We start from the raw sequence: 23,102 nt of genomic DNA on the forward strand, positions 1-23,102 counted from the left end.
CCAGGCTAATCGTCGCTGAGCTTTTTCCAGTCCTGTTCCCAGATCCGGCGCATCTCTTCGTCCTTGCGGATGGGCACGGGCGCGGCGATCTCCTTCTGCGGCACCGGGTCCCCGCGTCGCCGCCCCCAGTCGCGCGGATTGAGCGAGCGCCTGCTGGAGTCCAGCACCAGCAATGCGCGGTCCGTCAGGGCGTCATTGCGGAGCACCAGGTGGGTCTTGCGCCGCCGCAGCACCTCGCCGATCGCCTGGTGGGCAGCCTCAAGCCGGCCCTCCCTGCGCAGGGCACGGGCCCGGACCAGCAGCAGTGCAGCTGAGAGGTCGTCCGCGTTCAGGAGGCCTTCGGTCCAGTCGATCACCGTACGGCTGCGGCCCAGGCTCAGCGCCAGCGAGCAGCGCGCCAGGGCCATGGGAAGCGACGGCGGCAGTCCGCTGAGCGCGTCCAGCGCGGCTTCGGCGCGGCCCGTCTCGCGCAGTGAATGGGCGAGTGCCAGGAACACCGACTCCTCGCTGAAGAGGACCGGCACCTCAACGCGCTCGGCGAGTTCGATGCGGGTGACAATCCGGGTGAGGTAGGTGGACGAGTAGCGGTTGGCGTCGTCGTCGTTCCTGGTGGTGAGCCCGCGCTGCAGCAGTTCCGAGGCCCGCAGATAGCCGCCGTGTTTGTAGGCGAGCAGGCCCGACATCAGGTAGCAGAGCCCGGCCCAACCGGGATAGGAACGCGCCAAGGTAATGAGGCGTTCGGGCTCGCGGCTGGTGAAGATGGCCTCGTGGACTGCCTTGGCGGGCTTGGGCAGCATCCGCTTGAGCCTGGGGATCTCCCCGTCCACGGACAGCAGGGCCGGATGGCGCCCGCCCAGCACACCGGTGAGGATCTCCCCCACTCCCCCGGCAAGATCATGGACCGGCGTGCGCAGCTGCGGCTGTCCGAAGGGGGTGAGGTCCCGGCTGTCCCAGTAGATCGGTGCAGTATCCCCGGCGGTCATCTTTCCATGCTAACCGGGAGATGCACCACGCCGCTGCCGCCAGTAATCAGGCCCGCTCCATGAACCATTCGATGAAGGAAACGGCGCGGCCGGCCCCATCGAACCGGATGACCCAGAGGTTGTCGTACGTGGGCCTGTCCCCCGAATAGGTGGTGACGCCCTGCACGAAGGCGGTATCGCCGTCGGCGCCCAGCAGTTCCCAGCTGAACGTCCAGTCGGCGGGTTCGTCCCGGGCGGCAAGCCAGCCCTCCACAATGCCGTCCTGGCCCAGCCACGGATCCGGATCGCCCGGCCGAGTTTCATACCGTGCGTCTTCCGTGAAGAGGGCCCTGATCTCCTCGGGCCTGTTGCTGGTCCAGGCGGCCCGGTACTTGTCCATCCAGCCCTGCACGTGCTCCCGTGCCGGCGTTCGCTCAGTCATGGTGCCGTTCTACGCCCTGTGGATCCGGGCTGCAAGCGCTCACCCGTTGGCGGCGGCGATCCACACGCCGATCACCCAGGTGCTGCCGGCAAGGCAGGCCAGGCCGAACTCGGCGAGCATGCCCAGGCCGGTCGCTTTGAGGGCTGCCCAGCTGGAGGTCGCAGCGGAACCCACGTTCCGGGTGCGAAGGAATTCGCTCAGCAGGAGGCCGGCGGCGAAGCCCACGAAGAGGCCCACCACGGGGATGATGAACATTCCCGCAACGCCGGCCACCAGCGCGGCCACGATGCTTCGGCTGGGGATGGCGTGCTCCTTCAGTTTCCTGCCGGTCAGGACGGCGCTGGCAGCCATGCCCGCCACCACGAACACCATGGCAACCGCGAACACCACCCAGCCCGCGGTGCCCGCGCCGCCCCAGATTGCCCACGCCAGCAGGCTGGCGCCGATCAGGATGCTGCCCGGAAGCACCGGAATGACTGTCCCGGCCACGCCGACGAGGATTGCCAGGCCGCACAGGATGGTCACCACAGTTTCGGAGGTCATGGGCTCCAGTCTATGGTTGGCCACCCCGTTAACCCCGACGGCGGCGCCTCCCGCGCAGGGGAGGCGCCGCCGTCGTGCATTCAGTCAGTCGTCCGTTCCGCTAAGGGAAGGGCTGCTACTCCGCTTCCACCGCAGCAGCGACGGCGGCAGTGACGGCCGGGGCGACGCGCGGGTCCAGCGGGCTGGGCACGATGTAGTCGGCCGAGAGGTCCTCCGCCGCGAGCTCGGCGATGGCGTACGCCGCGGCCAGCTTCATGGCGGGGGTGATGCGCCGGGCGCCGGCATCCAGGGCGCCGCGGAAGATGCCCGGGAAGGCCAGGACGTTGTTGATCTGGTTGGGGAAGTCGCTGCGGCCGGTGGCCACGACGGCGGCGTACTTGGCTGCCACCTCCGGAAGGACTTCGGGGTCCGGGTTGGAGAGCGCGAAGACGATGGCGTCCTGGTTCATGAGCTTCAGGTGTTCCTCGTCAAGCTTGGAGGAGGAGACGCCGATGAAGACGTCCGCGCCGTCCAGGGCCTCGGCCGGCCCGCCTGCCACGCCGCGGGGGTTGCTGCGGCCCGCGATGTCCGCCTTCTTGCTGGCTGTGTCCGCGGCGAGATCGGCGCGGCTGCTGTTGATGACGCCCCGGGAATCCAGCAGGACGACGTCGGTGATGCCGGCCGCGAGCAGGATTTCGGCGACGGCGATGCCCGCCGCCCCTGCGCCGGAGACCACAACGCGCATGCCTTCCAGGGCGCGGCCGGTGACCTTGGCGGCGTTGGTCAGGGCTGCGAGGGCCACGACGGCGGTGCCGTGCTGGTCGTCATGCATCACCGGGCAGTCCAGGGCCTCGATGAGCTTTTCCTCGAGCTCGAAGCAGCGGGGTGCGGAGATGTCCTCGAGATTGACTGCGCCGAAACTGGGGCGGAGGCGGACGAGTGTCTCCACGATTTCATCCACGTCGGTGGTGTTGAGCACCAGCGGGATGGAGTCCAGGTCGCCGAAGGTCTTGAACAGGGCGGACTTGCCCTCCATCACAGGGAGGGAGGCACTGGCACCGATGTTGCCCAGGCCCAGGACGGCCGTGCCGTCACTGACCACGACCACCAGGCGCTGGGCCCAGGTGAGGGTGCGTGCCAGTTCCGGCTTGGCGTGGATGGCGCGGCTGACCTCAGCCACACCCGGTGTGTAGGCGATGGACAGATCGCGCTTGTTGGACAGCGGAACGGTGCTGGCAATGGAGAGCTTGCCGCCCTGGTGGGCATCGAAGATCTCGGCTTCGCTCAGTGCGGTGGCTGCGGAATTATCGGTGGCTGCAAGTGCGTCAATGGACACGTCGTTGTCTCCTGGTGCTGGCCGTGGGCGCACGGCTCGTGGGGCTCAAGTCCGGAATGGCTCGAGTCGATGGCGATGGCGATGGTGCGGCAGGAAACCCAGGGGTGGCGGGCCCGTGGGAGCTTGGGGGATGGTCCCGGCCGCTCCGTTTGAACCATGGTAGGCGGACTGAAAGGACGGCCAGATCGATTTGACGGGCCGGAAGCGGTGCCAGAACGTTTTAGCACGGCGTTGTGTGAGGCAGGCCACGCCTATATGCCTGATTTAATGGCGGATTGGTCTAGACCTGTTACGCGCTTTGGTGGAGTGTGTAGCCGGGCTGGCCGGCTCCGGACAGCCGGGCACAGGCTTTTTTGAGGTCTTCCTCGGCCTCGAACAGGGACAGCCGCCGGTTCCGCACGGACTGGACCAGACCAGTGACGGTCAGCAGCAGCACGCGGGCTGCCGTGGCATCACCGCACGCCGCGGTCAGGGCTTTTTCCCCCAGGGCATCGATCTCCCGGAGGAGCCCGGTGGTGTCCCTGTCCGGGACATAGACCCCGCGGGTGAGGCACTGTTCCACTGCCGGCTGCATGACGCGCATGTGGAAGATCTCCATCACCAGCCCGGAGAGCGCCCGGCCGCGGAAGCGGGCAGCAGTGGTCCCGGCCGGCCCCTGGAGCTCCTCCAGCTGGTGGCGGTACAGCGCGAGCATCAGGTGCGTGGGGGAAGGAAAATAGCGGTACAGCGTGCCCAGCGGGACATCGGCCTTGGCCGCCACTTCAGGAAGGTCAACCGAGTCCAGGCCCTTGCGGGCAAACCCTCCTGCAGCTTCGAGGATCTTGGCGTAGCGGAACCGCTGGCGTGGTGCGGAGGGCCTGGGGGCCATGGGCGGATGGTCTGGAAGAATCTCGGGCATCAGCATTCCGGGGTTGTGTTCCGATGGTGCGCAGCGGCGGTCCTCCCCATGCCGGACCGCCTGCAATCCGGTTCAACTATACGCCACACCAATGTGGCGTAATTAGTCAGGCGCCTTACTTCCCGGCCTTCCGGAACGTCAGCGGACGCTCTTGATCTTCACCACAAAAACAGCCCCGAGCAGGCCGATAACGGCCGCTGTGGTGAAGAGTGTGCCGTACCCGCCGAATTGCGTCACCGCGAGGAAAGCGAGGCCCGTGGCGAACACTTGCGGCAGTGAGGCGGCCACGTTAATGACCCCCATATCCTTGCCACGGTCTCCGGCCTCCGGAAGCACCTGCGTCAGCAGGGCGAAGTCAACGGCCTGGTAGGCGCCGTAGCCGATGCCCAGGATGCCGGCCCCAACCAGGGCGCCCGTCCACACAGGGAAGAACGCCATGGTGAGGCCTGCCATGGCGATCATGGCGGAAGAGGCGATCACGAATGGCTTGCGCTTGCCCACCCGGTCGCTCCAGGGCCCCGCGATCACCGCAGTAATCATCACCAACACCGCATAAATGCCGGTCAGGGTCAGGACCCCCAGCGCTGGGTTCTCATGCTTGATAACATCCGCGAGGAAAAAGATCAGGTACACAATGGTCAACTGGTTGCAGACGTTGACCAGGAAGCGGGTGAGCCACGCCCATGCGAAGTCCGGGTGGCGGGCCGGGCTGATCCAGAAGCCGCGGAGGAAACTGCCCCACGAGAACGGAGGGCGGAGCTCCCTGGGCAGTGGCGGGTCATCCCGGTGGAACAGGTACGGCAGCACGGATACCAGCAGGGCGGCCGCACACATGGTGTATCCCACCATGAAGTTCCCGGAAACCACCGCCCCGAAGACCGCGCCGAGGAGGATCCCCGCTGTCTGTCCCAGGGCCGCCAGTCCCCCCACGCCGCCGCGCTGCAGCACCGGCACGCGGTCCGGAATGGCAGCGGTGATGGCGGCATAGGCAGCGTTTGCGCCCAATTGGACCAGGCACCAGAACAGGACCATCAGGGCAACAGCCGTGGCCCCGGACAATGCCAGCAACGCTGCCGTGGCCAGGATGGCACCCACCAGTACCCAGGGGGAACGCCGGCCGAAACCCGAGACCGTCCGGTCGGACAGCGCACCGAAGAGCGGATTGGCAACCAGGGATACGGCGGCCCCGCACCCAAGTACGAGGGAGGCGATGGCTTCCTTGTTGGCTTCGTCGATGCCGATGGCCTGCTGGGCGATGAAGACGTTGATGGGTCCGAAGAACGCGGCGTTGATGCCCACATTCACCAGCACCAGCCCCGTGACCCACCGCGCGGTGACCCTTCGGGTGGGCTCGGCGAGTGCCGCCGTCGTGCTTTGCTGGGCTGCACGCGGGTCCGGCAGAGCAGGCGTATCGGACAGACTCATGGCATGCTCCCCTGGTGCAGCTGACGATGGTGGAAGTCAGACTATCGTGGGCAGTATCGCATTCCCACGCCATGCCGGCGGGGTGGCCGGTCGGATCAAGGAGAGAACCACATGAGCGCAGCGTCCACGCCCGCGGAGGGCACCGCCGTCAACACCGCAGACCTCTACGACGAACGCGGCGACGAACTGGCATCGGTATCTTTGCAGTTCCAGTCCCTGGGCGGCCGTTCACACTTCAGCGGACGGGCGCGGACCATCCGCTGCTTCCAGGACAACGCGCTGGTGAAATCCACCTTGGCCACGCCGGGCAACGGCAGCGTGCTGGTGGTGGACGGCGGCGGCTCGCTGGGAACGGCCCTGATGGGGGACATGATCGCCGAAAGCGCCGTGGCGAACGGCTGGGCCGGCGTCGTCATCAACGGGGCAATCCGGGACCGGGAAGCGATCGCCCACCTGGACCTCGGGGTGAAGGCCCTGGGCAGCAATCCGCGCAAGAGCGCCAAGGCCGGCGCCGGCGAAGTTGACGTGGACGTGAAGATCGGCGACGTGACCATCCGCACCGGCGCCATGATCTGGTGCGATCCGGACGGCATCCTGGTGGAACGGTAGCGCTCGCGGAGCGGAGGAGGTTTTTCCGGCCCCGGGAATAGGACACGACGTAGGATAGTTACTGAAAGCAACTATCAATGCTTGGTCCCCTTCCTTCCCCTGGAGCATCCATGTCCAAAACCCCCGCCGCGCGCGCCGCCGGAGAAACCCTCACGCAGCGCCAGATTGTCACCGTGATGGTGGGCCTGATGCTGGGCATGTTCCTGGCATCGCTGGACCAGACCATCGTGTCCACGTCCATCTACACCATCGCCAACGACCTGGACGGCCTCTCGCTCCAGGCCTGGGCCACCACCGCCTACCTCATCACCTCCACGGTCAGCACCCCGCTGTACGGCAAGCTGAGCGACATCTTCGGCCGCCGCCCGCTGTACCTGACAGCCATCATCATCTTCCTGGCGGGCTCCCTGTATGCGGGCTCGGTCCACTCCATGACCGAACTCGCCATTGCCCGCGGCGTCCAGGGCTTGGGAGCCGGCGGCCTGCTGGCACTCGCGCTGACCATCATCGGCGACATTGTCTCCCTCAAGGACCGTGCCAAGTACCAGGGCTACTTCATGTCCGTGTTCGGCATCTCCTCCGTGCTCGGTCCCGTGGTGGGTGGCGCGTTCGCCGGTTCCGCCAGCATCCTGGGGTTCGACGGCTGGCGCTGGGTGTTCTTCATCAACCTGCCCATCGGCCTGGCCGCGCTGGCAGTGGTCTTCCTCTTCCTCCACCTGCCCGCCAAGCACATGAAGCAGAAGATCGACTACTGGGGCGCCGCGGCCATCACCCTGGCCATCGTGCCGCTGCTGCTGGTGGCGGAGCAGGGCCGCACCTGGGGCTGGGCGTCGCTGAACTCTTTCCTCTGCTACGGCCTGGGCGCCGTGGGCATTGCCTGGTTCCTCCTGGCCGAGAAGCGCGCCGGGGACTATGCGCTGATCCCCCTGCGGCTCTTCCGCAACGCCACTTTCGGATTGTCCTCGCTGCTCAACTTCATCATCGGCATCGGCATGTTCGGTGCCATCGCCATGCTGCCGATGTACCTGCAGCTGGTGAAGGGCCTCACCCCCACCGAGGCCGGCCTGATGATGATCACGTTCACCGTGGGCATCCTCACCGGGTCCATCACGGCGGGGCGCACCATCTCCTCTTCCGGCACCTACCGGATCTTCCCCATCCTGGGCACGGCAATCCTCACCGCGGCCGCCACGGTCATGGGACTCAGCCTGGGCGTGGACACCGGCCTGTGGGTTCCGGGGGTGATCGCGGTGTTCTTCGGGATGGGCCTGGGCTTCTGCATGCAGCCGCTCACCCTGGCCATGCAGGTGTCCGTGCCGCGCCGCGACATGGGGGTGGGCACCTCCTCCGCCGCGTTCTTCCGCTCCATGGGCGGCGCCGTGGGCACGGCGGTGTTTATCTCCATGCTGTTCAGCCTGGCGGCGAGCCGGATCGCGGACAGCATGAAGGCCGCGATGGAGAGCCCGGACTACCAGGCCGTCCTGCGGGATCCCTCGGTCGCAGCCGACCCCGCCAACGCCAAGCTGTACGAGTTCTTCCAGAACGGCGCGTCCAACGAGTCGCTCAATGACACCAGCTGGCTTCACACCGCCAACAGCACGCTGACCCGCCCCATCACCGAGGGCTTCGCCTACGCCATCGACGCCGTGATGCTCACCGCGGCGGTGCTCACCGGCGTCGCGTTCCTCATCAGCTTCGCCCTGCCCAACAAGAAGCTCACGGACCAGAAAGCCGCCCCGCAGGAGCACGCGGCGGTCCACTAACCTCGCCCCCACCAAACAGGGGACGACGACGGCGGCGCACCCGCCGTCGTCGTCTTTTGTTTGCGGACAAGCGGGACCGCCGCCAAGGCTCGACTGGAACGGCGCACCGTGGCATGGAACACTGTGTAACGCGCGTGCGCCGGCCAGGGGCCGGGCAGCCGACGACGTCCGCACCGCATCCACCAAAACCCAGACCAAGGGAGAACCATGCCCACTGCACAGGAGCAGACAACCGCCCGGATACCGCAGCGGGTGATCTGGCTGGCGCTCGCAGGGGCGGTGGGCGGATTCCTGTTCGGCTTCGATTCGTCGGTGGTCAATGGCGCCGTGGATGCCATGAAGGACGAGTTCGCACTGTCCGAGGCCGTGACCGGCTTCGCTGTGGCCATCGCCCTGCTGGGGTGTGCTGCGGGCGCCTTCCTCGCCGGCAAGGTGGCGGACCACTACGGCCGCATCCCCGCCATGAAACTCGGTGCGCTGCTCTTCCTGGTCAGCGCCCTGGGCACCGGCTTCGCCTTCGGCGTGTGGGACCTGATCTTCTGGCGCCTGGTGGGCGGGCTCGGAATCGGCCTGGCTTCGGTGATCGCCCCCGCCTACATCTCGGAGATCTCCCCGCGGCACGTCAGGGGCCGGCTGGCCTCGCTGCAGCAGCTGGCCATCACCACGGGCATCTTCGCCGCACTGCTGTCCGATGCGCTCCTGGCCACCAGCGCCGGCGGCGCGGACCAGCCGTACTGGCTGGGGATTGAGGCCTGGCGCTGGATGTTCCTGGCCGCGGCCCTGCCCGCCGTCGTGTACGGCTGGATCGCCTTCACCCTTCCGGAGTCCCCGCGCTTCCTGGTGTTCCTGGGCAAGGAGGACCAGGCCCGGGCGGTCTTCGATTCGATTGCTCCGGCTGAGGACACCGACCGGCACATCCGAGAGATCCAGGACGCCATCGAGGAGGACAAGCTTGCGGGCCAGAAGGGCTCCCTGCGCGGCAAGGCCTTCGGCCTGCAGGCGGTGGTGTGGGTGGGCATCATCCTGTCCGTTTTGCAGCAGTTCGTGGGCATCAACGTGATTTTCTACTACTCCACCACCCTGTGGAAAGCAGTGGGCTTCCAGGAAAAGGACTCGCTCACCATCTCCGTTGCCACCGCCGTCACCAACATCCTGGTCACCCTGGTGGCCATCGCGCTGGTGGACCGCATTGGCCGCCGGCCCATCCTGCTGGCGGGCTCCGTGGGCATGGCGGTTTCCCTGGGTGCCATGGCGCTGGCGTTCTCCACCGCCGTGGGCTCCGGTTCGGAGATTTCCCTGCCCGGCGCCTGGGGCCCGGTGGCCCTGGTGGCTGCGAATGTCTTTGTGGTGAGCTTCGGCGCCTCCTGGGGTCCGCTTGTATGGGTCCTGCTCGGCGAGATCTTCCCGTCCCGGATCCGCGCCCGTGCCCTGGGCCTGGCCGCGGCCGCGCAGTGGGTGGCGAACTTTGTGATCACGCTCAGCTTCCCGGTGATGGCTGCCGGTTCGCTGCCGCTGACGTACGCCATGTACGCGCTGTTCGCGGCGGCATCATTCTTCTTTGTGATGTTCAAGGTGCCCGAGACCAACGGGATGTCGCTGGAGCAGGCCGAGACGCTGTTCGTGGCCAAGGGCTCCGCCAGGGCGTAGGGCTCAACTACAGCGCGAGCTTCATACCTTCGTGGGAGGCCTCAAAGCCCAGGCGCCCATAGAAGCGGTGCGCCGCCGTGCGGGTCTTATGTGTGGTCAGCTGCATCAGCGCACAGCCGCGGCGCCGCGACTCATCAATGGCCCAGCGCACCATCACGTTGCCGATGCCCTGGCCGCGCAGGCTGTCCGCCACGCGGACGCCCTCAATCTGCGAGCGCCAGGCGCCCTGGCGCGAAATGCCCGGGAGGAAGCTGAGCTGGAACGTGGCAACAACGGGACCTGCTGCTCCCCCGGCCGATATCAGCTCTCCCACGATGAGCAGGTTGGAGGGGTCGGCGTCGATCGCTTCGAAGGCGCGCTCGTAAGGTCCCATGTCTTCGGTGCGTTCCCGTCCTGCGCCCATGGAGTCGTCGGCAAGCAGCTGCACGATGGCCGGCAGGTCAGCGGCCGTGGCGTGGCGGAGGCGGAAGGTCCCGCCGTCGACGTCGACAGCCAGGAGGGAGGGCAGGGTGTCCGCGTTATTACTCACCCCAACAGCATTCCACGAACCGTCCCTTGTCCTCGCGGTAGGGTTCTGCCGTTCTCCCGCTGGGGCGCAGCAAAAGGACGACGCCGGCACTCTGGTGAGTGCCGGCGTCGTGATTGCAGGAGGGTTGCGTCAAATGCCGCATGATCTGCAGGAGGGTTGCGGAAAAAGCCGCATCAAGTGAGAGAGGGTCCCTCCCGGCCTCAGGCCGGGGTGCGCGCCACCTCGCCCTGCCGCTCCTCCACCAAGGTGGAGACGGCGTTGAACAGCGGATGGTCCGGTTCCAGGCCGGTGATGCGGGCGGTGGCGTCCGCCGGGCTGGAGGACGCCAGGATTCCGGCCAGTTCCGTCGCTTCGGCGTCGGCGGGATCGTTGAAGCGCAGCGCCGCCGCGATGGCGCCCAGGAGCGCCTCCGGCACGACGCCCCGCTCCGCGAGTTCCGCGGCGGGACCGATGAACCGCTCGTGCCGGCCCAGCTTCCGCAGCGGGGCACGGCCCACGCGGTGGACCGTGTCCGGCAGGTAGGGGTTGGAGAACCGGACCAGGATTTTCTGGACGTAGGCTTCCTGCTCGTCATTGTTGAAGCCGTGCTTGCTCACCAGGAGCTGCTTGGTTTCCTCCAGCACCGCCCGGACATCCTCGGCCACGTCCTGGTCCGCCATGGCGTCGGAGATCTTCTCCAGGCCTGCCTCGAACCCGAAGTAGGCGGCCGAGGCATGCCCCGTATTGACGGTGAAGAGCTTCCGCTCGATGTACGGTGACAGGTCATCCACGAAGGTGGCCCCCGGAATCACCGGGGCGGAATCACCGAATGCGGTGCGGTCGATGACCCATTCGTAGAAGGTCTCCACCGTGACGTCCAGGCCCTGCCCGGGCTCCTGGTTGGGCACGATCCGGTCCACGGCGGTGTTGGCGAACACAACTTTCCGGTCCAGCGCCCCGGCGGCGGCCCCCGGCTGCGAGGCCACCTCCTTGGCCAGGATGTCCGTGGCATTGATCGCGTTTTCGCACGCCATCACCTGCAGGGGCGCCAGGCCGGGCTCCCTGGCCACGATGCCCTTCGCGATCACCGGCGCCACGAACTTCAGGATGTGCGGTCCCACCGCCGTGGTGACGATGTCCGCCGTCGCGATTTCCGCGATGAGCTCCGCTTCCTGCGTGGTGGAGTTCAGCGCCCGGAAGTTGTTGACCGTGCGCACCGCAGGGTTCTCCCCCACCTCGTGCACCGCGTAGCTGTCCGCTGCGGCGAGCTGGTTGATGAGCTCCTCCGCAACGTCCGCGAACACCACTTCATAGCCGGCGTCGTGCAGGAGCAGCCCAACAAAGCCGCGGCCGATGTTTCCAGCCCCGAAATGTACAGCCTTCACTATGCGTTGACCTTTCCGAAGAGCTCCAGGACTTCGTCCACGGAGGTGGCAGCCTCAAGCCGGGCAACCTGCTCCTTGTTGGTGAAGACCTTCGCTATGGAGGACAGGATGTGCAGGTGTTCGTTGTTCACGCCTGCGACGCCGACGACGAACTTGACCTGCTTGCCGTTCCAGTCGATGCCCTCCGGGTAGCGGATCACGGAAACCGCAGACTTCCGGATGTGGTCCTTCGCAGCGTTGGTGCCGTGCGGGATGGCCAGGAAGCTGCCCATGTACGTGGAGACGGACTGCTCCCGCTCGTGCATGGCCGCGATGTAGCCCTCGTCCACGGCGCCGCGGTCCAGCAGGAGCCGGCCGGCTTCGTCGATGGCGGCGTCACGCGTGGTTGCCGATCCGTCCAGCACCACGCTCTCGCGGGCAAGGATCTCATGCGTGCCTGCGCCGGCTGCCGCAGGGGCAGCTGCGGCGGCCGCGGGGCCGGCCGCGGGGGCCGCATCCATCGGAGCTTCGGCTGCGTGGGCGCCGCCTGCCTGGCCGCCCTCGGTATTGCTCTCCCGGACCAGTTCCACGATCTCGTCGTAGCGCGGGCTGCTCATGAAGTTGTCAACGGAGTAGTGGACGGCACTGGACGTGGCCGGCTTTGCGCGTTCGGTCAGGTCCTGATGGGTGATCACCACGTCGTAGTCGTCGCGAAGGTTGGCGATGGCCGCGTTGGTGACCTTGACGTCCGGGAACCCGGCCGCCTTGATCTTGTTCCGCAGCACCGAGGCGCCCATGGCACTGGAGCCCATGCCGGCGTCGCACGCGAACACGATGTTGCGCACCGGCCCGGCAAGGACGGCTACACCGCCCGTGCCGGCAGCAGCACCGGCACCGGTGAGGGTGGAGGCCACCGAGCTCTTCTTGCCCTTCATCTGCTCCATCTTCGAGGTGGCGTCGTTGAGGTCCACTTCATCGCTGTGCTTGGTGGTCTTCATGATGATGGAAGCCACCACGAAGGAGGCCGCGGTGGCCAGCAGGACCGCAAGAATCACGCCGAGGTAGCTGTCGCGGGACGTCTGGGCAAGCACGGCAAAAATGGAACCGGGGGCTGCCGGTGCCACCAGGCCCGAACCCGTGATGGCAAGGGTGGCGATGCCCGTCATGCCGCCGGCGATGGCTGCAAGGATCAACAGAGGACGCATCAGGACGTACGGGAAGTAGATCTCGTGGATGCCGCCCAGGAAGTGGATGATGGCGGCACCGGGGGCAGACGCCTTGGCGGCACCACGGCCAAAGAACATGTAGGCGAGCAGGATGCCCAGGCCGGGGCCGGGGTTGGCCTCAAGCAGGAACAGGATGGACTTGCCCTGCTCCAGCGACTGCTGGACGCCCAGCGGGGTGAGCACGCCGTGGTTGATGGCGTTGTTGAGGAACAGCACCTTGGCAGGCTCGATGAAGATGCTGGTCAGCGGCAGCAGGCCGTTGTCCACCAGGAACTGGACCACCCTGCCGGCACCCTCACTGAAGGCCGTAACTACCGGGGCGATGCCGTAGAAGCCCAGCATGGCCAACAGGGCACCCCAAATGCCGGCGGAAAAGTTGTTGACCAGCATCTCAAAGCCGGGACGGATCTTGCCGTCCCAAATCGAGTCGATCTTCTTCATGGTCCAGCCGCCCAGCGGGCCCATGATCATGGCGCCGATGAACATGGGAATGCCGGCGCCCACAATCACGCCCATGGTGCCGATGGCGCCCACCACGCCGCCGCGGACGTCGTAGACCATCCGGCCGCCGGTGTAGGCGATCAGGAGGGGCAGCAGGTAGGTGATCATCGGCCCGACGAGGCCGGTGTTCGGCTTTCCACCTGTCTCGCCAAAACCGCCCAGCTGAGGCACGGGCAGCCAGCCCTTCTCAATGAAGAGTGCGGTGATGAGGCCCCAGGCAATAAACGCGCCGATGTTGGGCATGATCATTCCGGACAGGAAGGTCCCGAACTTTTGGACGTGCACGCGCGCGCTGGTGCGGGGTTTTGCAACTGTCTCTGTTGCCATGTGATTTCCTAACCGTCATTCCTGCTGCTTCGCAGGATGGTCTGTTACTTACGACGACGTGGTGCTGGCCTGGATTCAACCGGCCGGGCTGGTGGAGATGCGGTGGAGCCACTCGAGGAAAAGCTTGAGTTCCGAGCTCGAAAGCTGGTCAGAGTGCGAGGCCTGGAGTGCGGCGTTCAGGGCGATCGCTGCCACCACTACCGAGGATTTCCCGGCGGCGCCCGGGGCCGCGCCGCTGGCGGGCTCGGCGGACACCGCAAAGATCATGGCGTCCCGGGTCATGGTGGACAATTCAAGGTTCCGTTCGGAGGCGGGCTCCGCAATCAGCATCAGCGTCACTCCCACATTGGCCGCCAGGATGGACCTGGCCGCTTCCCTGGGCTGGACGTTCAGCTGGCCCGCCGCCGCTGCCTTGTTCAGCATCTCCTCCATGAGCGCCTCGGCGTCTGCGACGATTGCCGGGCGGCTTTCCGGGCGGATGTTGCCGAACATCACCAGGTACAGTTCCGGCTGGTTCAGCCCGAACTGCACGTGGTTGTCCCACATTCTCCGGATATCCTCAAGCGGCTGTCCGGAGGGGGCGAAATCCCTTTCGCCCGCTACATATTCTTCAAACCCTGCGGCGACGACGGCGTCAAACAGGCCTTCCTTGTCACCGAAGTGGTGGTACAGAGTGGGAGCTGTCACCCCCGCCAGCTGCGTGATCTGGCGGGTGGAGACGGGAGCGCCCCCCGACTTGGCCAGCAGCTCCGCGGCAGCACGGAGCAGTCGCATTTTGGGGGGAAGCTGGCCATCCAAACTCATAACCGCTACCCTAGCACCTATAGCATTGCTATATGAACTGAATCACATACAATTTTTTTCAGGCACGTTTCCCGCCTCTGGACGTAGCAGTCCGCCGGCGGGCCGGCATGGCGCCGGACATCCCGGCGGGCCTGGCAACCGGCAGAGAATGAGGACCTTCAGTGCAGAACTTCCCAGGAGTAGGCGTCAGCCCAGGCCGCGTCATCGGCACCATCCGGCAGATGCCCAAACCCATCAGCGAACCTCCCGCCGGCGAGCAGCTGGCGCCGGGGACCACCGCGGAGGAAGCAACCGCAGCCCTGAAGGCGGCCTCCCAGGCCGTGCACGATGAACTGAAGGACCGTGCCGCCCACGCCACCGGTGACGGAAAGGCCGTCCTGGAAGCAACGGCGCTGATGGCAAAGGACACCATGCTCATCAAGGGTGCCGCCAAGCTGGTGGCACGCGGCACGTCCGCCGAGCGGGCCATCTGGGAGTCCGGCTCCTCGGTTTCCGAAATGCTCCACAACCTGGGCGGCTACATGGCAGAACGCGCCACGGACGTCCTGGACGTCCGGGCACGGATCGTCGCCGAACTGCGGGGCGTGTCCGCGCCCGGCATCCCTTCGTCCAGCACCCCGTTCGTCCTGGTGGCCGAGGACCTGGCCCCGGCTGACACTGCCACCCTGGACCCGAACAAGGTCCTGGCGCTCGTCACCGCAGGCGGCGGCCCGCAGTCCCACACGGCCATCATCGCCCGGTCCCTCGGCCTTCCCGCCGTCGTCGCCGCGGTCGGCGTGGATGAACTTCCGGACGGCACCGAAGTGTATGTGGACGGCGCCGCCGGCAACATCACCGCCGAACCCGACGAATCCCTGCGCGCAGCAGCGGAGGCGTGGGCGGCCACGGCGTCCCTGCTTGCCGAATTCAGCGGAACGGGCGCGACGGCGGACGGCCACCTGGTGCCGCTGCTCGCCAACGTGGGCGGCGGCAAGGACGCCGAAGCGGCCGCCAAGCTGGGCGCCCAAGGCGTTGGCCTTTTCCGCACCGAGTTCTGCTTCCTGGAGCGTGACACCGAGCCCAGCGTCGAAGAGCAGGCCGCTGCGTATAAGAGTGTCTTTGATGCTTTCCCAGGCAAGAAGGTGGTCCTGCGCACGCTGGACGCCGGAGCGGACAAGCCGCTGCCGTTCCTGACCGACTCCACCGAGCCGAATCCCGCCCTGGGTGTCCGCGGCTACCGCACGGACTTCACCACTCCCGGGGTCCTGGATCGCCAGCTGGAAGCCATCGCACTGGCGGAGAAGCAATCAGAAGCGGACGTGTGGGTCATGGCCCCCATGATTTCGACGGCGGAAGAGGCTGCCCGGTTCGCCTCCATGTGCGCGGACGCCGGCATCAAAACACCCGGCGTGATGGTGGAGGTCCCCTCCGCGGCCCTCACCGCCGAAGCCATCCTCCGCGAAGTGGCCTTCGCCAGCCTGGGCACCAATGACCTCACCCAGTACGCCATGGCCGCCGACCGCCAGCTCGGTCCGCTCGCCAACCTCAACACCCCCTGGCAGCCGGCCGTCCTGCGCCTGGTGGGGCTGACGGTGGAAGGATCCCGCGCGGAAGGAAACAACAAGCCGGTGGGCGTCTGCGGCGAGGCAGCCGCGGACCCGGCCCTCGCCGTCGTCCTTACCGGCCTGGGCGTGAGCACGCTGTCCATGACGGCGCGGTCCCTCGCTGCCGTGGCAGCCGTCCTGAAGACAGTGACGCTGGAGGAGGCGCAGCAGCTGGCCAAGCTCGCCCTGTCCGCCCCCAGCGCTACCGAAGCCCGGGCCTGGGTCCGCGAGAAGCTGCCGGTCCTGGCGGAACTCGGGCTCTAACCGAAACGCTAGGCCTCAGGAGCGGTGGTCTTTTGGCGCCGTGCCGGCAGGGCCACCGCCCGCACCCATCCGGTGATGATTTCCGCGGCAGCGTCCGGGGCAGTGTGCTGGACAACGTGGCCCTGCCCCGGGACCTCCGCCATGCTGCCGTGGGGAGCCACCCTCGCCAGGCGTTCGCACCAGGGACGACGCGCAACGGGGTCCTTGGCGCCGCGGAGGACCAGGACGGGCTGGCTGACAGCTGCCAGCCTTTCCTCCATGGGGTAGGCCATCATCACCGGCAGTTCAGTGAGGTACCAGCGCGGGCCCGCCCGGAAGTAGTCGCTAAAAACGAGAGCGTTCGAGGTGAGGGACTCACTGAACAGCGCGTCACGCGTGAGCGCCAGGGCCTGTTTGGTGACTGTTTTCCTGGGCGTGTCCACCACAGGCCCCATCAGCACGGCACCGGCCACCCTGCTGGGTTCCCGCAACGCCAGTTCCACGGCAAATTGCGTACCCATCGAATGGCCGACCACCACATAACGGGAAACGCCGGCCTCTGTCAGGACGGCGCCCACGAACGCGGCGAAGTCCTCGACCTGCAGCTGATGCTGGGGCCTCGACGCCTTTCCGAAGCCGGGAAGGTCGAAGGTATAGACGTCCGCTTCCTTTGACAGTTCCAGGTGCAGCCGGGCCAGGTACCGGTGGGAGACGCCGATGCCGTGCAGCAGCACGTAGGCAGGCCGGTCCTGGTGGTCGATGGGGAGAACTGACGCGTAGAGCTTGCCCTCCAGTCCTCCCGCTTTAACGTCGCGGCCGCCAGTAAGTACCATCTGCCGAGCATACCGCCCCGGGCAGGCAGAGCCGCCGGTAGGCTGGTGCCATGGCACTGATCGCTCCCCGCCCCACGGGCGCCCTCCCCCCTGAAGACGCTGAAAAGCTGCGCCGGGCGCTGGAAGGCAGCGATGACATCACCGTCTTCGTGGACGGCACCGTCCATCGGCTGCCGCCGCTGGCGAGGGACGCCGTCGTGGACCTCCTCCGCCGCTTCAGCCGCGGCGAAGCGGTGACCGTCAGCAGTGTGGAGGACATGCTCACCACGTCCAAGGCAGCAGAGCTGGCCGGCATTTCCCATACCTTCCTGCGGAACATGACCGATCGCGGCGAGATACCCGTGGAATACCGCGGCAGCCACCGTCGGATTCCACGCGCAGCCATCATGAAGTGGCTGGAAGGGCAGAAGAAGGCCCAGCGCGCGCCGGAAGGCACGCAGGAACAGGACGCCTAGATCCTGGGCCGCCCCGCCCAGCGCCGCATCTTCAGTGCAGAATGAAGCTCCAGGCGGGGCATCCCCTTCAGCGGATCCACGCCGAGCAGTTGCCGGATCCTGCCCAGCCGGTTGTAGATGCTGCTGCGGTGCAGGTGCAGCCTGGTGGCCACGTCCTGGACGGAGCCGTCGTTGTCGTACAGGAGTTCCAGGACCGGAAGCAGCTCGCCGTTGCGGTCATGGTCCTCAAGCATGCGGTAGTACACAGAACCGCTGTCAGCCCAGGCGCTGGCACCTCCCCCGGCAGAGGCCAGGAGCTGGTAGACCCCGGCGGCCCGGCAGTCCACCAGCTCGCCGAGCTGCGGGTCAACCGCAGCCGCTTGGGCCGCGACCTTCGACTGCCGGTATGCCGCCGCAAGCCCCCGCGGCCGGCCAAAACCCTCGCTGATGCCCAGGATGATGCGGTCCACCGGACGGCCGGAGCGCTTGGCGAGCTCCAGCTGGTAGTGGACCAGCACCTGGGCATGGTTGGCCCTGCCGGACAATTCACGGAACAGCACCACGGAATGGGTTTCCGTCCCGGCGCTGAACAGTGCCGTGTCCACGCCGATCGTCGCCTGGAGTGCGGCTGAGCGGTGGATCAGCGTGGACGCAATGGGGTCGGATCCGCCGGCCCAGCCATCGGCGTCGAGCACTGTGACCATCTGCCAGGGACCGCGGCCCTGGATCTCCTTCCACCCGGCGACGGCGGCCACCGCGTTGGGCTCGCCGGCGCAGGCAGCCAGGAACTCCCGCTCACGCCCGCGCCGGAATTCAGACTCGGCTGTATTCGAATCCAGCAGGAGCCCGGACAGCGTTTCCAGCTCGTGGTTGACGGCCGGCAACTGGGTGAGGATCGCCGTCGGATTTTCATCGGCGGAGTCCTGCTGCACCCACAGGTATCCCACCCGGAAGCCGCGAACCATCAGCGGAACGCACACCCTGCCCAGCATGCCCAGGTCCTGGTTGGCCGGCACCACCACCGGACGGACTGCGGTGGCAATGCCGTGCGAAAGCTGCCAGGCGCTGACGTCTGCCGGGACTTTCTTGCTCAGCAGGAAGTTCACCCGGACGCGGTCCGCGTGGGACTGGTTGGAGCTGTAGGCCAGCAGCACACCGTCCAGGTCCTCCAGTGACAGGCCGCGGCCCAGCTTCTGCGCCACCTGTTCAACCAGCTGTTCCACACCCTGCTGCTGCATGGGCCAACATTACTGCTTGCACGGGTTCCGGGACGAACGGACATGAGGCGACACCTGCCGCCCCAGTGCGCGACAAACGTCTAGTCCAAGGGATCCAAAACCGCGGAATCAAGCGGTTCCCGTGCAGGCCGCTGGCCACTTCCTTGTCAGCTGGCTCACAACCGGATTTATCGTTGATACACGAAATCCTTCCGCACTTTCCGGCTCAAGAAGCCGAGAACCTGGAGCCCACGATGATCATCGGCGTCCCCAAAGAAATCAAGAACAACGAGTTCCGGGTGGCCATCACCGCCGCCGGCGTCCACGAGTTCGTTTCCCACGGCCACACCGTGCTGGTGGAGCGCGGCGCGGGGCTCGGCTCCGGCATCACCGACGAGGAATACTCCATCGCGGGTGCTGAGATCGTCAATGAGGCCGACGACGTCTGGGGCCGTGCCGACATGGTCATGAAGGTCAAGGAGCCGGTCAAGGCCGAGTACCACCGCTTCCGCAAGGGCCTGATCCTCTTCACGTACCTCCACCTGGCTGCGGAGCCCGAGCTCACCCGCGAACTCATCAACTCCGGCGTCACCGCCATCGCCTACGAGACCGTCCAGGAAGGCCGCACCCTCCCGCTGCTGGCCCCCATGTCCGAGGTAGCCGGCCGGCTCTCCGTCCAGGTGGGCGCCGCGTCCCTGATGGCACCCGCCGGCGGCAAGGGCGTCCTGCTGGGCGGCGTTCCCGGTGTCCGCCCGGCCAAGGTGGTTGTCCTCGGTGCGGGCGTGGCCGGCACGAACGCCGCAGCCATGGCGCTTGGCCTGGGCGCCGACGTCACCATCCTGGACATCAACATCAACCGGCTGCGCGAGCTGGATGCCCAGTACCAGGGACGGCTCAAGACCGTGGCGTCGAACAAGTACGAGATCGAAAAGTCCGTGGTGGACGCGGACCTGGTGATCGGTTCCGTCCTGATCCCCGGCGCCAAGGCCCCCAAGCTGGTCACCAACGACCTCGTGGCCCGCATGAAGCCCGGCTCAGTCCTGGTGGACATCGCCGTGGACCAGGGCGGCTGCTTCGAGGACACCCACCCCACCACGCACCAGGAACCCACGTACAAGGTGCACAACACCATCTTCTACTGCGTGGCCAACATGCCCGGCGCCGTGCCCAACACATCCACCTACGCGCTGACCAACGTGACCCTGCGGTACGCCGTGGCACTGGCCAACCTGGGCGTCAAGGCCGCCTTCGACCGCGACCCCGCCCTGGCCGCTGGCCTCAACATCGCCGCCGGCCACGTGGCACACCACTCCGTGTCCGAGGCCCACAACCTGCCGCTCGTCGCTGACTGGCACGAACTGGTCTCTGCGTAGCCCTCTGTGCTGCCGGAACGGCAGTCATCCAACGCGTGCTGCTTCCCCGCTCTGACGCACGCTTTCCGGATGGCTGCCGATCCGTCGTTAAGCCCTGCGGCCGGCCAGGTCGCGTGCTTCTTCTATTAGTTTGAGGGCCTCGACGGCGTCCCCCGGGTTTACGGGAAGCGGCAGGGCTGAGCCCGTGCCGCCGTCGAGGATCTTGTCCGCGAGGATCCGGTAGAACTCGGGGTAGGCGCCGCGTTCGGTGGGCAGGGCGTCGAGGTGGCCGTCGCGGCCCAGCAGCCCTGCCCACTCCGGCGCCTCCTGGCCGTATTCCGCGTCCAGGGGGCTGCCGCCCGCGGCGATGTAAGGCTCCTGCGGGTCCACGCCTTTCTTGGTGAACCCGCAGACGGAACCGAGCACGCGGAACCGCGGGCCCTGCTGGGGGCACATCATGTTCATGGTGAGGTGGCTGAAAACACCGGACTTGTGGCGCAGTACCAGGAACACGTCGTCGTCCGCACGCTCGTCAGACCTGCGTGCCTTCAACTCCGCGTGCACCACGGAAGCCGGGCCAAAGAGCTGGAGTGCCTGGTCGATCAGGTGGCTGCCCAGATCGAACAGCGTACCGCCGCCTTCCGACGCCGTGGCGCGCGCCTTCCAGGCCTTCGCAATGGCCGGCGACCACCGCTCGAAACGGGACTCGAACCGCGTGACCTTGCCCAGCGCCTCAGCGGACAGGAGTTTTTGCAGCGTCAGGAAGTCGCCGTCCCAACGCCGGTTCTGGAAGACCGTCAGTACCCGCCCCAGTTCCTCCGCCAGCGCCACCAACTCCTGGCCCTGTCCACTCGTGACGGCGAACGGCTTGTCCACCACCACATCCAGGCCCGCCTCCAGGGCCGCCTTGGCCAACGGGTAGTGGGTGGCCGGCGGTGTTCCCAGGACAACCAGGTCCACTTCATCCGCACGGGAAAGGACGGCCTGGCCGTCCGGCACCGTCCTCACCCCCGGATACCGGGCAGTGGCCGCCCGCTGCCTTTCCGCGTTGGACGTGGCGATGAGGTCCAGCGAGTAGCGGGGGTCCGTTGCCAGCAGGGGGGCGTGGAACACACTTCCGGAAAGCCCAAAACCCACGACGGCGGTGCGGATGGTGCGTGCGGCGGCTTCGGTTCCGGTCATAGGACTTACGCTACTCCCCCCAGCCGGTGAGAGAGCGTGTGGAGAAAACCCGCGTTAAGTGAGAGGGCGTGTGGGAAAAACCCGCGTTAAGTGAGAGAGCGTGTGGAATGGCAAAGGCTGGCACCTCCTGTGTCCAGGAGGTGCCAGCCTCTGCTTTAGTGGGCTGTACTGAGCCTAAGGACGGTGGGTTACTTCTTCTTTTCCCAACCGATGGTGGTCCAGTCCGGAACCTGGGAGAGGCTCTGGAACAGGGAAGGACCGTAGTTGGCCAAGCCCGTGCGGACAAAGGAGATCTGCGGGCCGTTCATGACCACACCCATGGAGAAGTACTTCGCCATGTGCTCCTTCTCCACGTCCATCGCTGCCTTGTTCCGGGCGGCGTTGTCCTCGATGGAGGCCAGATCGGCGATCTTCTTGTCCAGCTCGGCGTCGCCCAACTGGTTCTCGTTGGTCTTGGAGTCGTAGTACTGCTTGACGGCGGACGTGGCGTCCGCGCCCACGGTGTAGCCGGAGACGCTCATGTCGAACTCACGTGACCCCAGGACCTTGCCGAAATCGGCAGAGGCGCGCTGGTCGATTCCAACATCCATGCCGCCGGCCTGGAGCTGCTTCTGCAGGGTCTGCGTGAAGGCGAGCGTGGTGGGGTCGTCACCGAAGTTGCTGATCTTGAAGGCGGCCGGCTTGCCGTCCTTCTCCATGATGCCGTTTGCGTTGGCGGTGTAGCCGGCGTCCGTCAGGACCTTCTTGGCGGCGTCCGGACCGGTTTCCTTGACGGGGTAGTTGTCCTGGTAGTACTCGGAGAAGGGCAGCAGCATCATGGAACCGGAGCTGGGCTCTTCCCAGTTCAGGCCGTTGAAGCGGACCTTCCGGAGGGCCTCGCGGTCAACGGCGGCGAAGATCGCCTCGCGGACAGCCACATCGGTGATGCGCTGGGCGTTGAGGTTCATGCCGCCGGCAAACAGGCGCTGGCCGCGGCGGACCTCGGAGTCCTTGGTGCCTTCAAGCTGCTTGTAGAGCGAGATGGTGTTGGCGGACATGGCGTCGATCTCGCCGTTCTTGAAGGCGGCGATCTGGGCGCTGGTCTCAAGCTGGCGGAACACCACGTTTTCCAGGACCGGCTTGTTGCCCCACCACTTCTCGTTGGGAACCAGGGTGACGGTCTTGGCTGCGGTGTCGTACTGGTCCAGCTTGAACGGACCGGCCATCCACTCCGGGTGCAGCTCGCCGTTGAAGCCCTCGTTGAAGACCTGGGGGCTGTTCACGGCGGGGTGGATCAGGCCAAAGAACAGGTCCTCCAGCGGATACACCGGCTGGCTGGTCTTGACGATTACTTCCTTGTCGCTGCTGCCGGCCTCGACGGATTCCACGAACTCGTACGCTCCCGAGCTGACGATGTCGTACCCGGCATCGGGGCTCTTCAGGATGTTCCAGGTGTTTTGGAAGGCCTTGACGTCGATGGGGGTGCCGTCGTTGTAGGTGGCCTTCTCATTGACCTTGATGGTGATGGTCTGCTTGCCATCCTTGACGTCGTTTTCCACGGACTCGCAGAAGTCCTTGTTGGGGGACGCCTTGCCCTCGAAGTCGAGCTTCCAGCAGCCGCCGATACCGCCGCTGTTCACGGCCACCGGGTTCATCGGGATCTGCAGCGCGGAGTTGTCCGCGCTGTTGCCGTTGTTGGAGAACCCGTTGAAGTCCGGGCCGATGTTGCCCAGCGGAAGGGTGACCTTGCCGCCCTGTTCAAGATCGGCTGCAGGCTTCTCATTGATGCTGATGAGCTTGGACAGGTCGCTGCCTGCCTCCTGGCCCTTGGCCGTTTCCGGCCCGGTGGACCCGCCACCGCCGCCGCAGGCCGTCAGCGCCAGAGCCGCGGCAATGGCCGCCGCCCCGCCGATCCTGTTCAGATTCCTCATGGTGTTCCCTTCGT

20 protein-coding genes are annotated in these 23,102 nt (G+C 66.5%); 6 read left to right on the forward strand and 14 right to left on the reverse strand.

Translation table 11 applies throughout. The features are described from left to right. Window positions 1-5: 5 nt before the first annotated feature. The 6 genes from FHJ30_RS19505 to FHJ30_RS19530 form a co-directional block, all read right to left on the reverse strand. On the reverse strand, window positions 6-983 hold the full coding sequence (locus tag FHJ30_RS19505) for a hypothetical protein (protein WP_139030913.1): 978 nt from the start codon (window positions 981-983) through the stop codon (window positions 6-8). Window positions 984-1,029: 46 nt separating this feature from the next. Then, window positions 1,030-1,404, reverse strand: a complete 375-nt coding sequence (locus FHJ30_RS19510; RefSeq protein ID WP_139030914.1) for a nuclear transport factor 2 family protein — start codon at window positions 1,402-1,404, stop codon at window positions 1,030-1,032. A gap of 39 nt (window positions 1,405-1,443) precedes the next feature. Then, window positions 1,444-1,947, reverse strand: coding sequence for a DUF456 domain-containing protein (locus FHJ30_RS19515; protein ID WP_139030915.1), 504 nt, complete (start codon window positions 1,945-1,947; stop codon window positions 1,444-1,446). Window positions 1,948-2,062: 115 nt separating this feature from the next. Further along, window positions 2,063-3,262 (reverse strand): NADP-dependent malic enzyme, encoded by a 1,200-nt coding sequence (locus tag FHJ30_RS19520; RefSeq protein ID WP_139030916.1) that lies wholly within the window; start codon window positions 3,260-3,262, stop codon window positions 2,063-2,065. Between the two features lie 289 nt (window positions 3,263-3,551). After that, window positions 3,552-4,160: a TetR/AcrR family transcriptional regulator gene (locus FHJ30_RS19525; RefSeq protein ID WP_139030917.1), complete on the reverse strand. Its 609-nt coding sequence runs from the start codon at window positions 4,158-4,160 to the stop codon at window positions 3,552-3,554. Window positions 4,161-4,298: 138 nt separating this feature from the next. After that, window positions 4,299-5,585 carry an MFS transporter gene (locus tag FHJ30_RS19530; protein WP_139030918.1) on the reverse strand — a complete coding sequence of 429 codons (1,287 nt, stop codon included), beginning with the start codon at window positions 5,583-5,585 and terminating at the stop codon, window positions 4,299-4,301. 111 nt (window positions 5,586-5,696) lie between these two features. Here FHJ30_RS19530 and rraA point away from each other — a divergent pair, with 111 nt between their 5' ends. From rraA to FHJ30_RS19545, 3 genes are all read left to right on the forward strand, one after another. Continuing rightward, window positions 5,697-6,194, forward strand: a complete 498-nt coding sequence (gene rraA / locus FHJ30_RS19535) for a ribonuclease E activity regulator RraA (protein WP_139030919.1) — start codon at window positions 5,697-5,699, stop codon at window positions 6,192-6,194. A 110-nt stretch (window positions 6,195-6,304) separates the two neighbouring features. Continuing rightward, window positions 6,305-7,957 carry an MDR family MFS transporter gene (locus FHJ30_RS19540; protein ID WP_139030920.1) on the forward strand — a complete coding sequence of 551 codons (1,653 nt, stop codon included), beginning with the start codon at window positions 6,305-6,307 and terminating at the stop codon, window positions 7,955-7,957. Between the two features lie 207 nt (window positions 7,958-8,164). Next, entirely contained in the window at window positions 8,165-9,604 is a 1,440-nt protein-coding gene (locus tag FHJ30_RS19545; RefSeq protein ID WP_139030921.1) for a sugar porter family MFS transporter, read from the forward strand. Between the two features lie 7 nt (window positions 9,605-9,611). Here the strand turns inward: FHJ30_RS19545 and FHJ30_RS19550 are convergent, their stop codons facing one another. The 4 genes from FHJ30_RS19550 to FHJ30_RS19565 all read right to left on the reverse strand — a co-directional run bounded on the left by FHJ30_RS19550 (window position 9,612) and on the right by FHJ30_RS19565 (window position 14,334). Then, on the reverse strand, window positions 9,612-10,133 hold the full coding sequence (locus FHJ30_RS19550) for a GNAT family N-acetyltransferase (RefSeq protein ID WP_240793771.1): 522 nt from the start codon (window positions 10,131-10,133) through the stop codon (window positions 9,612-9,614). Window positions 10,134-10,333: 200 nt separating this feature from the next. Then, window positions 10,334-11,497 (reverse strand): mannitol-1-phosphate 5-dehydrogenase, encoded by a 1,164-nt coding sequence (locus tag FHJ30_RS19555; protein ID WP_139030922.1) that lies wholly within the window; start codon window positions 11,495-11,497, stop codon window positions 10,334-10,336. Next, window positions 11,497-13,530, reverse strand: a complete 2,034-nt coding sequence (locus FHJ30_RS19560) for a PTS mannitol transporter subunit IICBA (RefSeq protein ID WP_139030923.1) — start codon at window positions 13,528-13,530, stop codon at window positions 11,497-11,499. Before FHJ30_RS19560 ends, FHJ30_RS19555 begins: the two co-directional genes overlap by 1 nt. A 75-nt stretch (window positions 13,531-13,605) precedes the next feature. Continuing rightward, window positions 13,606-14,334, reverse strand: coding sequence for a TetR/AcrR family transcriptional regulator (locus FHJ30_RS19565; protein ID WP_139030924.1), 729 nt, complete (start codon window positions 14,332-14,334; stop codon window positions 13,606-13,608). Window positions 14,335-14,495: 161 nt separating this feature from the next. Here FHJ30_RS19565 and ptsP point away from each other — a divergent pair, with 161 nt between their 5' ends. Next, window positions 14,496-16,181 carry a phosphoenolpyruvate--protein phosphotransferase gene (gene ptsP, locus FHJ30_RS19570; protein ID WP_139030925.1) on the forward strand — a complete coding sequence of 562 codons (1,686 nt, stop codon included), beginning with the start codon at window positions 14,496-14,498 and terminating at the stop codon, window positions 16,179-16,181. Window positions 16,182-16,189: 8 nt separating this feature from the next. Here ptsP and FHJ30_RS19575 read toward each other — a convergent pair whose 3' ends face one another. Beyond that, on the reverse strand, window positions 16,190-16,993 hold the full coding sequence (locus FHJ30_RS19575) for an alpha/beta fold hydrolase (RefSeq protein WP_139030926.1): 804 nt from the start codon (window positions 16,991-16,993) through the stop codon (window positions 16,190-16,192). 50 nt (window positions 16,994-17,043) lie between these two features. Here FHJ30_RS19575 and FHJ30_RS19580 point away from each other — a divergent pair, with 50 nt between their 5' ends. Continuing rightward, the gene (locus tag FHJ30_RS19580; protein WP_120692758.1) at window positions 17,044-17,448 is read left to right on the forward strand and encodes a helix-turn-helix domain-containing protein; all 405 of its coding nucleotides are present in this window, start codon (window positions 17,044-17,046) and stop codon (window positions 17,446-17,448) included. Here the strand turns inward: FHJ30_RS19580 and FHJ30_RS19585 are convergent. Further along, window positions 17,445-18,665: a CdaR family transcriptional regulator gene (locus tag FHJ30_RS19585; protein WP_139030927.1), complete on the reverse strand. Its 1,221-nt coding sequence runs from the start codon at window positions 18,663-18,665 to the stop codon at window positions 17,445-17,447. The two genes, FHJ30_RS19580 and FHJ30_RS19585, sit on opposite strands and share 4 nt — an antisense overlap. Before the next feature lie 233 nt (window positions 18,666-18,898). On the opposite strand from FHJ30_RS19585, the gene ald reads away from it, so the two are divergent. After that, a complete protein-coding gene (gene ald, locus FHJ30_RS19590) occupies window positions 18,899-20,017 on the forward strand; it encodes an alanine dehydrogenase (RefSeq protein ID WP_139031018.1) in 1,119 nt (372 codons plus the stop codon). 87 nt (window positions 20,018-20,104) lie between these two features. Here ald and FHJ30_RS19595 read toward each other — a convergent pair whose 3' ends face one another. Then, a complete protein-coding gene (locus FHJ30_RS19595; protein ID WP_139030928.1) occupies window positions 20,105-21,178 on the reverse strand; it encodes a Gfo/Idh/MocA family oxidoreductase in 1,074 nt (357 codons plus the stop codon). 188 nt (window positions 21,179-21,366) lie between these two features. Next, the gene (locus FHJ30_RS19600; protein WP_139030929.1) at window positions 21,367-23,088 is read right to left on the reverse strand and encodes an ABC transporter family substrate-binding protein; all 1,722 of its coding nucleotides are present in this window, start codon (window positions 23,086-23,088) and stop codon (window positions 21,367-21,369) included. Window positions 23,089-23,102 lie beyond the last annotated feature (14 nt).

It is taken from the genome of Arthrobacter sp. BB-1 (assembly GCF_006151685.1).
Lineage (GTDB): Bacteria > Actinomycetota > Actinomycetes > Actinomycetales > Micrococcaceae > Arthrobacter.